The organism is Achromobacter sp. (assembly GCF_036567245.1).
GTDB lineage: Bacteria > Pseudomonadota > Gammaproteobacteria > Burkholderiales > Burkholderiaceae_B > Achromobacter.
Window position 1 is genome coordinate 1 of sequence record NZ_DATCUY010000049.1, and the last position, 13,224, is coordinate 13,224.

Annotated in this window: 11 protein-coding genes; 6 read left to right on the top strand and 5 right to left on the bottom strand. The window is 65.1% G+C overall.

Annotated features, from left to right (window positions below; genetic code table 11):
* Positions 1-85: 85 nt before the first annotated feature.
* Positions 86-2,002, bottom strand: coding sequence for a TAT-dependent nitrous-oxide reductase (gene nosZ, locus VIR09_RS01655; RefSeq protein WP_332011165.1), 1,917 nt, complete (start codon positions 2,000-2,002; stop codon positions 86-88).
* 52 nt (positions 2,003-2,054) lie between these two features.
* On the bottom strand, positions 2,055-4,313 hold the full coding sequence (locus tag VIR09_RS01660; RefSeq protein WP_332011167.1) for a 4Fe-4S binding protein: 2,259 nt from the start codon (positions 4,311-4,313) through the stop codon (positions 2,055-2,057).
* A 282-nt stretch (positions 4,314-4,595) separates the two neighbouring features.
* On the opposite strand from VIR09_RS01660, the gene azu reads away from it, so the two are divergent.
* The 3 genes from azu to VIR09_RS01675 all read left to right on the top strand — a co-directional run bounded on the left by azu (position 4,596) and on the right by VIR09_RS01675 (position 7,706).
* Positions 4,596-5,045, top strand: coding sequence for an azurin (azu, locus tag VIR09_RS01665; RefSeq protein WP_013395169.1), 450 nt, complete (start codon positions 4,596-4,598; stop codon positions 5,043-5,045).
* A gap of 194 nt (positions 5,046-5,239) precedes the next feature.
* A complete protein-coding gene (locus tag VIR09_RS01670) occupies positions 5,240-6,823 on the top strand; it encodes a TerC family protein (RefSeq protein WP_332011170.1) in 1,584 nt (527 codons plus the stop codon).
* A 19-nt stretch (positions 6,824-6,842) separates the two neighbouring features.
* Complete coding sequence (locus tag VIR09_RS01675; RefSeq protein WP_332011172.1) at positions 6,843-7,706, top strand: undecaprenyl-diphosphate phosphatase; 864 nt, start codon at positions 6,843-6,845, stop codon at positions 7,704-7,706.
* Between the two features lie 92 nt (positions 7,707-7,798).
* On the opposite strand, the gene VIR09_RS01680 is transcribed toward VIR09_RS01675, so the two are convergent.
* The 3 genes from VIR09_RS01680 to VIR09_RS01690 all read right to left on the bottom strand — a co-directional run bounded on the left by VIR09_RS01680 (position 7,799) and on the right by VIR09_RS01690 (position 9,892).
* On the bottom strand, positions 7,799-8,572 hold the full coding sequence (locus tag VIR09_RS01680) for a UDP-2,3-diacylglucosamine diphosphatase (protein ID WP_332011174.1): 774 nt from the start codon (positions 8,570-8,572) through the stop codon (positions 7,799-7,801).
* Positions 8,565-9,074, bottom strand: coding sequence for a peptidylprolyl isomerase (locus VIR09_RS01685; RefSeq protein ID WP_332011176.1), 510 nt, complete (start codon positions 9,072-9,074; stop codon positions 8,565-8,567). The genes VIR09_RS01680 and VIR09_RS01685 overlap by 8 nt, the downstream gene beginning before the upstream one ends.
* A gap of 134 nt (positions 9,075-9,208) precedes the next feature.
* Positions 9,209-9,892, bottom strand: a complete 684-nt coding sequence (locus VIR09_RS01690) for a tetratricopeptide repeat protein (protein WP_332011178.1) — start codon at positions 9,890-9,892, stop codon at positions 9,209-9,211.
* A gap of 311 nt (positions 9,893-10,203) precedes the next feature.
* On the opposite strand from VIR09_RS01690, the gene cysS reads away from it, so the two are divergent.
* From cysS to VIR09_RS01705, 3 genes are all read left to right on the top strand, one after another.
* Entirely contained in the window at positions 10,204-11,658 is a 1,455-nt protein-coding gene (cysS, locus tag VIR09_RS01695; RefSeq protein ID WP_332011179.1) for a cysteine--tRNA ligase, read from the top strand.
* 20 nt (positions 11,659-11,678) lie between these two features.
* The gene (locus VIR09_RS01700; RefSeq protein ID WP_332011182.1) at positions 11,679-12,323 is read left to right on the top strand and encodes a DNA-3-methyladenine glycosylase; all 645 of its coding nucleotides are present in this window, start codon (positions 11,679-11,681) and stop codon (positions 12,321-12,323) included.
* 36 nt (positions 12,324-12,359) lie between these two features.
* Positions 12,360-13,224: acetyl-CoA carboxylase carboxyltransferase subunit alpha (locus tag VIR09_RS01705; RefSeq protein ID WP_332011184.1), on the top strand; the 865-nt coding region annotated here is incomplete at its 3' end.

The window sequence follows — 13,224 nt, forward strand, 5'->3', positions numbered from 1 at the left end:
AGCGCCAGCCCGGCGGCCGCCAGCAGCACGGCGCGGGCGGCCTGGCCTGCGCGCATCGTCAAGGTTGCGGCGAGCTGCATAAGCGCTACACGGTCTTCTTGGGATGCACGACCATCTGGCCGGACATCTCCATGTGCAGCGCGTGGCAGAACCACTGGCAGTAGTACCAGTACACGCCCAGACGGTCCGCCGTGAAGGTGACCGAGGCAGTGGCCTGCGGTCCGATTTCCATGGCGATGCCGTGGCCTTCCAGCGTGAAGCCGTGCGTCAGGTCCTCGATCACCTCCATGTTCGTCACCACCACGGTGACCTCGTCGCCCTGGTTGACCTCGAATTTCTTGATGCTGAACATGGGCGCGACCGCCATCATGTACACGCGCACCTTGTTGCCGTCGCGCACCACCTTGGCCGCGTCGTCCAGCGACACGCCGTCCTTCTTGGCCATCTGGCGGGCGTCTTCCCACATGGGGTCGTCGCGCTTCCAGACGCTGATGGGATGGACCTTGGAGCGGTGCACCAGGCACATGTCATGCGGCTCGGCGAAGCTGGGGCCGTCATGCACCAGCTTCATTTCGTCGCCCGAAATGTCGATGAGCTGGTCGTTCTCGGGCTTGAGCGGGCCGACGTTCAGGAAGCGGTCCTTGGAGAACTTGTTCAGTGACACCAGCCACTTGCCGTCGGCCTCGCGGGTTTCGCCCATGGTCGAATGGTTGTGGCCGGGCTGGTAGTGCACGTCCAGCTTCTGGATGATCGGATCGACCTTCTCGCCCTTGTAGGCGCGCTTGGCCTTGTCGATGTTCCACTTGACCATCTGGCTGTCGATGAACAGCGTGGTGTAGGCGTTGCCGCGGCCGTCGAATGCCGTGTGCAGCGGGCCCAGGCCCAGCTGGGGTTCGGCCACCACGCAATCGCGCGGCTTGATCTTGTCGTCGAACAGGTCGTCCAGCGTGCGCACGTCCAGCACCGTGACGGTGGGCGACAGCTTGCCGTTGAGCACCAGGTGGATGCCGTCGGGCGCGGCGTTGCAACCGTGCGGCGAGTTCGGCACCGGGATGTAGCGGGTGTACTTGGAGCCGTGGCGCCCATCGATCACCGGCACGCCGCCCATGGTCTTGAAGTCGCCGTTCTTGACGGCTTCTTCGATGCGCTTGATGTTGAACACCACGACCCAGTCCTGCTCGTTGGCCGAGGCTTCTTCCACCGTGACGCCTTTCTCCGAGTTGTAGCAGGTGGAGAACGAGTACTTGCCCTGGTAGTCGGCGTCGCCGTTATCCAGGTTGCCGTCCACCAGCACCTGCCAGGCGACCTTCATGGTGTCGCCGTCCAGCGCGGTGTAGATGGCGAAGAAGTTCTTCTTGGGATCATCGGTCACCTTGCCGTCGTTGGGCAGGGGGATGATGTGCTCGCCGTTGGCGAACACATAGCCCGTGCGCGGGTAGCGCTGCGGCCGCAGGCCGTGCACGCCGGACACGTTGGGCAGTTCGGTGATCTTGTCCGTCTTCATCACATCCAGGCGGATGCGGGCGACGCGGTTGTTGGCCTTGTCGTTGATGTACAGGTAGCGGCCGTCGTAGGTGCGGTCGGTGAACGAGAGGTGCGGGTGGTGGGCGTCGCCGTTGATGAACACGCCGCCCTTGTCCTTCAGGTACTCGCGGGTCTCGGGGGTGAGGCCTTCGGTCAGGATCTTGCGGCTTTCGTTGGTGCGGCCCCAGCCGGTGGCGCTGCAATGGTTGAAGACCGGGATGCGGACCAGCTCGCGCATGGACGGCAGGCCCAGCACGCGGACCTCGCCCGATTGGCCGCTGGAATTGAAGGCATAGTATTCGTCCAGCTCGCCCGGGGCGACATGGCCCAGCACGCCATTCGCGCCGCCCTTGGCGTCCTTGCCGTGGGCGGTGGAAATTTGCGCGCCCGCCACCAGGCCTGCGGCGCCCGTGATGGCTGCGGTTCCGAGGAAGCTGCGGCGGGTGAGGCCGGCCTTGTCGGGGTTCTTGTCGGACATGGATAACTCCTTGGTAGGGACGGCGCCGGGCGCCGCTGTGCGGAAAGTGGGATCAGGCGCCGGGTTCGTTATTCGGATTCGGCGCGCGGTGCATGACGATGACTTGCTCGGCAGGTTCGGCCGCCGGTGCGCGGCGGCGCTCCCGCTTGGCCTTCTTCTGGATCAGGTGCGGACACTTCTGCTCGTGGTGATAGAGCATCTGGCAGTGCAGGCATTGGATGCACTCGTTGGGATTGATCTCGCCGGTGGGATCGATCGCCTGCACCGGGCATTCGAGATTGCAGCGCTGACAGGGGTTGCCGCAGTCGCGGTAACGGCGCAGCCAGTTGAAGATGCGCAGGCGCGCGGGGATGGCCAGCGCGGCCCCCAGCGGACAGAGGTAGCGGCAGAAGAAGCGTTCGACGAACAGGCCGGCGGCCAGCAGCGCCACGGCGAACGCGACGAAGGGCCAGTAGCGCATGAAACGCAGGATGATCGCGGTCTTGAACGGTTCGACTTCGGACAACTGCTCGGCCAGCGCCAAGTCATACAGCGAAAAGCCGAACAGCAGCAGGAAGATCACGTACTTCAGGGTCGACAGGCGCTGGTTCACGCCGTGGCTGATCTTGAGCTGGCGCACGCCCAGGCGGCGGGCGATGCGGTTGGTGAGCTCCTGCAGGGCGCCGAAGGGACACAGCCAGCCGCAGAAGGCGCCGCGGTTCCAGAACACCATCGAGATGGCCGTGGCGCACCACAGGATGAACACCAGCGGGTCCATCAGGAAGTATTCCCAGCGGAAGTCGCTGCGCAGCGCGGAAAAGAAGGTCAGCACGTTGACGATGGACAGCTGGGCCTGGCCGTACCAGCCGATCCAGAACAGCGCGAATGCCAGGAACGCCAGCCGCAGGCGGTCGTGCAGCAGGGGGCGGCTGGTCAACTGGTCCTGGAAGAAGAAGATGCCCACCAGCACCAGCAGCGCCACGGTCAGCACGGCGACCTGTCCGGTCTTGCCGCGCCAGATCTGCTTCCACAGCGCGGGCGCGGATTCTTCGGCCATTGCGGCTTGCGCCGGCGCGGCTTCCGTGGGGGGCGCCGCTGTCGCTTGCGCGCCAGCGGCCGGGCGGGTGTAGGCCACCGGCAGTTCATAGCCCAGGTCAAAGGTCACGAAGGCCTTGTCGCTGACGCTGAGTACACGCTGCACCATCAACTGCAGGCGCCAGGGCGCGACCGGATTCAGCGCGGCGTCCTCGGGCACGACGAACAGCGCCACTTCGCGGAACGCTGGCGCGCCTTGCGCGGCCACGTCGGCCAGGCGCTGGTGGTTGCGGTCGCGGAAGCGGAAGCTGCTTTCGTCCTGGATGATCTCGATGCGGTCGAAGATGCCGCCGCGCACGTAGCCCGACCCTTTGAACGAGTAGGCGCCGTTGCCGGCCACCAGCACGGCCTGCTGGCCGGGCTTGAGCCTTTCCTTCAGGCGCTGCCATTCCGTGTCGCCCAGCAGGCTGCGGCCGATCGCGGGCACGCTGACCAGCGCGGCGTACAGGTCGATGAAGCCGTCCGCGTCCGCGCTGCCCTCGGCGCTTGCCGCCGCTGCATCGTTCCTGCCGGATTCGCGGAACGCGCGGTTCACGTCCTCTGGGCTCAGCCGCAGGTTGCGCACCGCGCCGGCGTCCAGCAGGGCTTGCCAGGGTTGGACGGCGTCGCGCGTTTCGTCCACCACGCGGGTGGCGGCGGGCGCGGCCCGCTGCGCCGGGGCGGCAGTCTTGTCGATGCCATAGGCGCGGGCCACGGCGATGGCCGAGCGCGTGATGCTGTCGCCGATCACCATCAGGGTGACGGTCGCGCCGCTGATGATGTCCACCGGCGGCGGGGCGCCATGGCGGGGCGGGGAGTCCACGAAGTTCAGCCCGACATAGCCGCTGATGAAATGGTCGACCTTGGACTGCGGAATGCCGATGAGCACGATGGGCTCGTGGTGTTCCACCAACCGGGCGCCGACGATGCGTCCGTCGTTCGCCAGGCCGACCAGCACGTCGATGGGCTTGCTGGAGTAGCCGCGCGTGTTGACGACGTCGGAAGTGAGATAGACCACACCCAGCTGGCGCGTGCCGGCATAGACCTTGGCGGCCATGGGTTTGCCGGCGGGCGGGTCGGCGCGGTCCGCGCCGGGGAAGATCTGTCCGATAGGGGCGCCGGCCAGGAAGTCCGGCAATCGCTGGGCATGCGCGGTGCTGGCTGCCTGCGCGCATAGCAGCAGCAAGGCCAGCAGAACCGCATGAATGAACCAGGTGTACTGATTGAACCCACGCCCCGCCGCTGTGCTGCCTTGCATTTTCGGACTCTGCTGATTGTGTTTGTTTGCAGGCATGCTAAGAACATGCGGCGTCGTTCGTATTGCGGTTTGTCAATCGGCACGCGCGCGCAGGCCGCAAGGCGGCAATACCCGCATGCGGCGTAGGGGATATCCCCGTTTTGGAGGGGGTGAACGAGGCGCTATTGATGTTCGTCAATAGTGCGGCTTGCGGGGCGCCATAGACTTGTGCGTGGCGGCAGCGACGCGAGGCATGTGCCTCACGCGTGTCGGAAGAGCCGCCAACGTTTACGGAGAATCTCCATGCTGGCAAAAGCCACCCTAGCCATCGTTCTGTCCGCAGCCAGCCTGCCCGCGTTGGCCGCTCAGTGCGAAGCAACCATAGAAAGCAACGACGCCATGCAGTACAACCTGAAGGAAATGGTCGTCGACAAAAGCTGCAAGCAATTCACCGTGCATCTCAAGCATGTCGGCAAAATGGCCAAGGTCGCCATGGGCCACAACTGGGTGCTGACCAAGGAAGCCGACAAGACGGCCGTGGCCACCGACGGCATGAACGCCGGCCTGCCGCAGGATTACGTCAAGGCGGGCGACACCCGCGTCATCGCCCACACCAAGGTCATCGGCGGCGGCGAGTCTGATTCGGTTACGTTTGACGTCTCCAAGCTGACCCCGGGCGAGGCCTATGCCTACTTCTGCTCTTTCCCTGGCCACTGGGCCATGATGAAGGGCACGCTCAAGCTCGGCAGCTGATCGGTTCCTGCCAGGCGCGCAAACCGGCTTGAGGCCGGTTTTTTTTCGTTTTTTTTCAATGGGAATAGGCCCTGGATGCCTTGGTTCCCAGGGCCTAAACCGCGCGCGCATCAGGCATAAGGACGGGTCTCGTCACCGGCGTGTCACGGATTTTCCATGTACGATTACCGGTCGTGTAACTTCTGGAGCTCCTGATGGAGTGGCTGCTGGACCCTACTGCGTGGGTCGGCTTGCTTACCCTGGTCATCCTTGAGATCGTCCTGGGGATCGATAACCTGATTTTCATCGCCATCCTGGCGGACAAGCTGCCCCCGGCGCAACGCGACCGCGCGCGCATCATGGGCCTGAGCCTGGCGCTCATCATGCGCCTTGGCCTCTTGTCGGTCATGTCATGGCTGGTCACGCTGACCGCCCCCCTGTTTTCCATCGGCCCGCTGTCGTTCTCGGGCCGCGACCTGATCCTGATGATCGGCGGCTTGTTCCTGCTGTTCAAGGGCACCATGGAACTGCACGAGCGCCTGGAGGGCTCCCAGCACGGCGGCTCGTCGGGGCCGCGCGTCTACGCCAGCTTCTGGGTGATCGTGACGCAGATCGTGGTGCTGGACGCGGTGTTCTCGCTGGACTCCGTCATCACCGCGGTGGGCATGGTGGACCATCTGGCCATCATGATGATCGCCGTGGTCATCGCCATCGGCATCATGCTGCTGGCGTCCAAGCCGCTGACGCGCTTCGTCAACGCCCACCCCACGGTGGTGGTGCTGTGCCTGGGCTTCCTGCTGATGATCGGCTTCTCGCTCCTGGCTGAAGCCTTCGGCTTCAAGGTGCCCAAGGGCTATCTGTATGCGGCCATCGGCTTTTCGGTCGCCATCGAAGCCCTCAACCAGGTGGCGCGCCGCAACCTGCTCAAGCTGGACGCGCGCCGGCCGATGCGCGAGCGCACCGCCTCCGCGGTGTTGCGCATGCTGGGCAAGCGGCCGCCCGCCGACGAGGCCGACCTGCCCAGCGCGAACGGCCCGGCCATCCCGGCCTTCGGAGTCGAAGAGCGCAATATGGTCAGCGGCGTGCTGACGCTGGCCGAGCGCTCCATCCGCTCGATCATGACGCCGCGCACGGATGTTTCCTGGATCAACATCGACGACGATCCGGAAACCATCCGCCGCCAGCTGACCGAGGCGCCGCACAGCTTCTTCCCGGTATGCCGCGGTTCGCTGGATGAGGTGTTGGGCATCGCCCGCGCCAAGGACCTGGTGGCGGACCTGATCACCGAGGGCCGGGTGCGCCGCAACCGCCTGCGCGACCCCATCATCGTGCACGAGTCCATCGGCATCCTGCGCCTGATGGACACGCTCAAGCGCTCGCGCGGCCAGCTGGTGCTGGTGGCCGACGAGTTCGGCGCCATCGAGGGCCTGGTGACGCCCATCGACGTCTTCGAGGCGATCGCCGGCGAGTTCCCCGACGAGGACGAACTGCCCGACATCGTCGCCGACGGCGACAACACCTGGAAAATCGATGGCGCAGCCGACCTGCACCATGTCGAGCAAGTGCTGGAAACCGAAGGCCTGGTCGATGACGCCCAGGATTTTTCAACCCTGGCGGGGTATCTGCTGTCGCGCTTCGGGCACCTGCCCAAGCCGGGTGATGTCTGCGAATACGAAATCCACCACGAGCATTTCCGCTTTGAAGTCCTGGAAATGGACGGCCGCCGCATCGCGCTGGTGCGCGTGGAGAAGCGGCCCCAGGAAATGCTTGCGGATGACGAATCCCTAGCCAACGATTAACTGGAACCGGCCTCCCATCGTGACCGAAAATACCCTATACCTGATCAAAGCGTTCATCCTTGGCATCATCGAGGGCCTGACGGAGTTCATTCCCGTGTCCAGTACCGGCCACCTCATCCTGGTGGGCGACTGGATCAACTTCGAGTCCAGCCAGGGCAAGGTGTTCGAGGTGGTGATCCAGCTGGGCTCCATCCTGGCGGTGATGTGGGTGTTCCGCGCGCGGCTGCTGACGTTGATCCGCGGCACGCTGACCGGCGTGCCCAGCGAGGTTGCCTTCACCCGCAACCTGATCATCGCCTTCCTGCCGGCCGCCGTGATCGGGGCGATCTTCATCAAGGCCATCAAGAGCGTCTTCTACCACCCCGCCGTGGTGGTCGTGACCCTGGTGCTGGGCGGCCTGATCATGCTGTACGTGGAACGCAAGACGCACCACACGCCCGGAGACATGCCGGGCGCGGCCGACGACACGGCTTCCGACGAGCGGGCCACGGCCCGCACGCTGGAGCAGATCACCTGGAAGCAGGCGCTGGGCGTGGGCGTGGCGCAATGCCTGGCCATGATTCCAGGCACCTCGCGCTCGGGGGCCACGATCATCGGCGGCATGATCGCCGGCATCCAGCGCAAGACGGCCACCGAGTTCTCGTTCTTCCTGGCGATGCCCACGATGCTGGGCGCGGCGGTCTACGACATGTACAAGAACATGGAACTGCTCACCCAGCACGACCTGACGGGCATCGCGGTGGGGTTCGTGGCCGCCTTCCTGAGCGCGATGGTGGTGGTGCGCGCCGTGCTGCGTTTTGTCGCCAACCATACCTACCGCGTGTTCGCGTGGTATCGGATCATCTTTGGCGGCATCGTCGCCGCCTGGATCTTCACGCGTTGAGGACACAGCCGGCGCGCCGCCGGCTGTGGCAATGACTAGGGCCGCTTGCGCGGCCCTAGTCGTTTTTCGTCTTGACGCGGTGCGCCTGCGGGCTACGCTTCCGTTTCCAGGTCGTAGAACTGCAGGCCGTCCTGGTCGATGACCAGCCAGCCGCCGCGGGCCGGCGAAACATGGTCGCAGTCCCAGTCGGGCAGGACCCAGCGTTCGCGCTTCTTGCCGTCCACTTCCAGCACGTGGCGGGCGGGGCGATGGGTATGGCCGTGCACCAGCACGCGCACCCCAGTCTCGCGGAAGACGGATTCAATGGCGGCGGCGTTGACGTCCATGATTTCCATGGATTTCGTCTGGTTGGCGGCCTGGCTTTCGCCGCGCGCCTGCTGCGCCATCGCCAGTCGTTCGGGGATCGTCTTGGCCAGGAACTCGGCCTGCCAGCGCGGATCGCGGACCATCTTGCGGAACTGCTGGTAGGCGGCGTCGTCCGTACAGAACTCGTCGCCATGGGTCAGCAGGATCTGGCCATAGTCCGTTTCCAGCAGCGCCGGCTCGGGCAGCAGCTTGGCGCCCAGGGCCTGGGCCAGCTCTTCCCCGATGAGGAAGTCGCGGTTGCCGCGGCCCAGCCAGACCGGAATCCGGCTGGCGGTGTCGCGCAGCGCCGTCAGCGCCGTGGCAAGCCACGGCGGCGCGGCGCGGATCACGTCGTCGCCGATCCAGGCATCGAAGATGTCGCCCGGCAGCAACAGGGCGCCGGCTTCGTCGCGCGCGGCCTCCAGGAAGGCCAGGAAGGCCTCCGAGGTGGCCGGCGTGGCCGGTCCCAGATGCAGGTCGGATGCCAGCCAGATGGGGCCGGACAGCGCAATCTTATTCAAGAACTTCGGCCTTCTCGATGATCACGTCTTCGTTGGGGACGTTCTGGTGGAAGCCCTTGTTGCCGGTCTTCACGTTCTTGATCTTGTCAACCACGTCCGTGCCTTCGGTCACGGTGCCGAACACGGCGTAGCCCCAGCCATTGGGCGTGGGCGCGGTGAAGTTCAGGAAGTCGTTGTTGGACACGTTGATGAAGAACTGCGCCGTGGCCGAGTGCGGATCGCTGGTGCGGGCCATGGCCAGGGTGTACTTGTCGTTCTTCAGGCCGTTGTTGGCTTCGTTTTCGATGGGGGCATGGGTCTGCTTCTGCTTCATGCCAGGCTCAAAGCCGCCGCCCTGGACCATGAAGCCATCGATCACGCGATGGAACACCGTGCCGTTGTAGAAACCTTCCTTGACGTAGGTCAGGAAGTTTTCGACGGTCTTGGGCGCCTTGGCGGCATCCAGGGTGATGACCATGTCGCCTTGGTTGGTTTGGAGCTTGACGCGGGGGTTGGTGCTCATGGTTTTTGTGCCTTCAGAGGTGGAGGTGGAGGAATTGGCCGCAGGGGCGGCGCTGACGAGCGCTGGGGCGAATGCGGCCAGCGCGAACGAGCACGCCGTCAGGCGCAGCAGGTGTAGGGGGGAGTAGCGGGACATCATTTGGCGTGTTTATCCTTCAGCATGGTTTCGACTTCGCGGACCTTTTCCTGCATGCCGGGCACGCCGTCGCTGGCGGCCTTCTTGTAGGTGCTCAAGGCCTGCAGAAGTTGCAGGTCGCCCATATTGGCGCGGGCGGCGGCGTAGTTCGGGTCGGCGCGCAGGGCCATCGACAGGGCGTCCTGCGCGCGGTCGAGTTCGCCGCGGCCAGCATATAGAGCCGCCAGGTTGTTCCAAGGTTCCGGAAGCTCCGGAAAGCGGTTGGTCATCTCGGTATAGACCTCGATGGCCTCGTCGGTGCGGTTCAGGGCGGCCAGCGCGCGGGCGTGCTGGAACATCAGCTGCACATCGGTGCCGCGCTGGTCCTTGATCTGCTCCTGGCGCTTTTCGATCATGGCCAGCGCTTCTTCGTTGTCGCCGTGGGTCAGCAGGCGCTCGATATGCGTCGTGATCTGGGACGGCGATGGCGTCAGGCGCGTGTCGACGCCAGGTTTGGCCGCTTCCAGCAGCTTGGCCAGGCTGTCCCAGCCGCCTTCTGGCGGGACGGGATCCAGGGTGGTGCGGTTGGCGTTGGGGTTGGCCCCACCGCCGCCGCCCATCGACTGGGCCAAAGAGGCTCCCACCGGGGCGCACGCGAGGGCCAGGGCGAGCAGGGCAACGCGAAAGCGCGGCTTGATAGTCACTTGGGCATCCGTTAAAAGTCTTGGCAGGCCGACGCTTACGCGCGCGACCGGGCCGCTTGCTATACTTGACGACCGCCATTTTAGCCCCGGTTGTGTTTTGGCTCGACATCGGGAGCGAAGCCCGGCGATATCGTCCGTGGAATCGGACGTGGAACGCGGGGGCTTGGAATGCGGGACTTGGAATGATCAGCGCCAGTGGGATTATGGCCTGGGATCGAAATCCGACCCGGCGGCACGCGCCGAAGGTATTTTCCTTCGGCAGCAACTTTCCGCAACCGCCACGGAAAACTTAGATAAAGCCTATAAGCGCCATGCTGCAAATCTACAACACGTTGTCGCGTACCAAAGAACCGTTCAAGCCGGCTCAAGCTGGTCAGGTGCGCATGTACGTGTGCGGCATGACCGTCTATGACTTCTGCCACCTGGGCCATGCCCGCATGCTGGTGTCGTTCGACGTCGTGCAGCGTTGGCTGCGCGCCAGCGGGCTGGCGGTCGACTATGTGCGCAACATCACGGATATCGAAGACAAGATCATCCGCCGCGCCGTCGAGACCGGCCGCCGCATCAGCGAAGTCACCGAGTTCTACATCGACGCCATGCACGCCGACGAGCGCGCGCTAGGCGTCGAGACGCCGGACCGCGAGCCGCGCGCGACCGAGTACGTCGGCGAGATGCTGGACATCATCGGCAAGCTCGAACAGAACGGCCTCGCCTACCAGGCCGACGATGGCGACGTGAACTACGCCGTGCGCGGCTTTCCGGGTTACGGCAAGCTGTCCGGCAAGACGCTGGACGATCTGCGCGCCGGCGAACGCGTGGCCGTGGGTTCGGCCAAGCGCGACCCCCTGGATTTCGTGCTGTGGAAGTCCGCCAAGGCGGAAGAACCGGCCGATACCAAGTGGGAATCGCCCTATGGCCTGGGCCGCCCGGGCTGGCACATCGAGTGCTCGGCCATGAGCAAGTCGCTGCTGGGCCTGCCGCTGGACATCCACGGCGGCGGTCCGGACCTGAAATTTCCGCACCATGAAAACGAGATCGCCCAGACCGAGGGCGCCTTCGGCGGCGTGCTGGCCAATATCTGGATGCATTGCGGTCCGCTCATGGTCGATTCGGACAAGATGTCCAAGTCGCTGGGCAATTTCCGCACCATCCGCCAGACCATCGCCCAGGAAGAGCCCGCGGCCGATCAGGCGGTCTACCGCGTCAACCCGCGCGAAGCGGAAATGGTGCGCTTCTTCATCGTGCGCAACCATTACCGCAGCCCGCAGAACTACACGCCGGACAACCTGGTCGACGCGCAGAACGCGCTCGACCGCCTGTACCAGGCGCTGCAGAACGTGCCGGCCGACGCGCAAGGCATCGATTGGAACGAGCCGCAGGCCCAGGCCTTCAAGGCGGCCATGGACGACGACTTCAACAGCTCGGGCGCCGTGGCGGCCTTGTTCGAACTGGCCTCCGAGGCCAACCGCGGCAAGAACGCGCGCAGCGCCGGCCAGTTGAAGGCGCTGGCATCGCTGCTGGGTCTGCTGCAGCAGGATCCGGCGGCCTATTTCCAGTCGCCCACCCGCTATTCCGCTGCGGCCATGGAGCAGGGCGAGCGTCGCGAGCTGGACGCCGAGGCCATCCAATCCTTGATCGACGCGCGCGCCGCCGCCAAGGCGGCCCGCAACTTTGCTGAAGCCGACCGCATCCGCGTGGAACTGCGCGAGGCCGGCATCGAACTCGACGACAAGCCGGGCGGCGTGACGCAATGGCGTCGAGCTTGAACCCGCAGGACCCGCCCGCCATGTCCACTGCCGACCTCGAGATTCCCAAGCCCGAGTATTGGGAAGCCGCCGTAGCTCACCTGATGCGGCGCGACCGCATCCTGAAAAAGATCATCCCCCAGCATCCCGAGGTCTGGCTGACTTCGCGCGGCACGCCTTTCGTGACGCTGGCGCGGGCGATCATCGGACAGCAGGTATCCAGCAAGGCGGCCGACACCGTCTGGACCCAGTTCATCGACGCCGTGGGCAAGCGCCCCACGCCCGTCGCCGTGCTGCGCGTCGGCCTGGAAGGCTTGCGCGCGGCGGGGCTGTCGCAGCGCAAGGCCGAGTACGTGCTGGACCTGGCGGTGCATTTTGGCGAACGCCGGGTTCATCCCGAGAAATGGGCGGCAATGGACGACGAAGCCGTCATTTCCGAACTGACCGCCATCCGGGGCATAGGCCGCTGGACGGCGGAGATGTTTTTGATTTTCAATCTGCAGCGGCCTGATGTCCTGCCGCTGGATGATCCTGGGTTGCTCAAGGCAATCTCGCTACACTATTTCAGCGGCGAGCCTGTCTCGCGCTTCGAGGCTCGCGAAGTCTCGTTGGCGTGGCAACCCTGGCGTACCGTGGCGACCTGGTATCTGTGGCGCAGTCTGGAACCGACTCCGGTTCAGTACTGACGCACGCCAGGCAGCCCATCTACGGAACCACACTACATGCGCAATACATTTCTGGAATTCGAACAACCGCTCGCCGAGCTTGAGAACAAGATCGAGCAGCTGCGCTACGTGCAGGCCGATTCAGCGGTAGACATCTCCGACGAAATCGGACGTCTGCAGCAGAAGAGCCAGACCTTGGCCAAGGAAATCTACGCCAAGCTCACGCCCTGGCAGACGGCCCTGGTCGCCCGCCATCCCCAGCGTCCTTACACGCTGGACTACGTGCGCGAAATGTTCACCGACTTCCATGAGCTGCACGGCGACCGCATGTACGCCGACGACCAGTCCATCATCGGTGGCCTGGCGCGCTTCAACGGCACGCCCTGCATGGTCATCGGCCACCAGAAAGGGCGTGACACCAAGGAGCGCGCCGCCCGCAATTTCGGCATGCCGCGTCCGGAAGGCTATCGCAAGGCCCTGCGCCTGATGCGCCTGGCCGAAAAATTCGGCATTCCCGTGTTCACCTTCGTGGATACCCCGGGCGCCTATCCCGGCATCGGCGCCGAAGAGCGCGGCCAGTCCGAAGCCATCGGCCACAACCTCTACGCCATGGCCGAGCTGAAGGTCCCCGTGATCTGCACCATCATCGGCGAAGGCGGTTCGGGCGGCGCCCTGGCCATCGCCGTGGGCAATGCCGTGCTGATGCTGCAGTACGCGACCTACGCCGTGATTTCGCCGGAAGGCTGCGCCTCGATCCTGTGGCGCAGCGCCGACAAGGCGCCCGAGGCCGCCGAGGCCCTGGCCATCATCGCGCCGCGCCTGAAGGATCTGGGCCTGGTGGACCGCGTGGTCAACGAACCGGTGGGCGGCGCCCATCGCGACCCCCGCGTCATGGCCCGCCTGCTGCGCCGCGCGCTGGGCG

Bases quoted from the DNA above. Each gene is read 5' to 3' on its own strand.
- VIR09_RS01685 (WP_332011176.1), bottom strand. From the start codon at position 9,074: ATGAGCACCAACCCCCGCGTCAAGCTCCAAACCAACCAAGGCGACATG.
- VIR09_RS01700 (WP_332011182.1), top strand. From the start codon at position 11,679: ATGTCCACTGCCGACCTCGAGATTCCCAAGCCCGAGTATTGGGAAGCC.
- azu (WP_013395169.1), top strand. From the start codon at position 4,596: ATGCTGGCAAAAGCCACCCTAGCCATCGTTCTGTCCGCAGCCAGCCTG.
- VIR09_RS01660 (WP_332011167.1), bottom strand. From the start codon at position 4,313: ATGCAAGGCAGCACAGCGGCGGGGCGTGGGTTCAATCAGTACACCTGG.
- nosZ (WP_332011165.1), bottom strand. From the start codon at position 2,002: ATGTCCGACAAGAACCCCGACAAGGCCGGCCTCACCCGCCGCAGCTTC.
- VIR09_RS01670 (WP_332011170.1), top strand. From the start codon at position 5,240: ATGGAGTGGCTGCTGGACCCTACTGCGTGGGTCGGCTTGCTTACCCTG.
- cysS (WP_332011179.1), top strand. From the start codon at position 10,204: ATGCTGCAAATCTACAACACGTTGTCGCGTACCAAAGAACCGTTCAAG.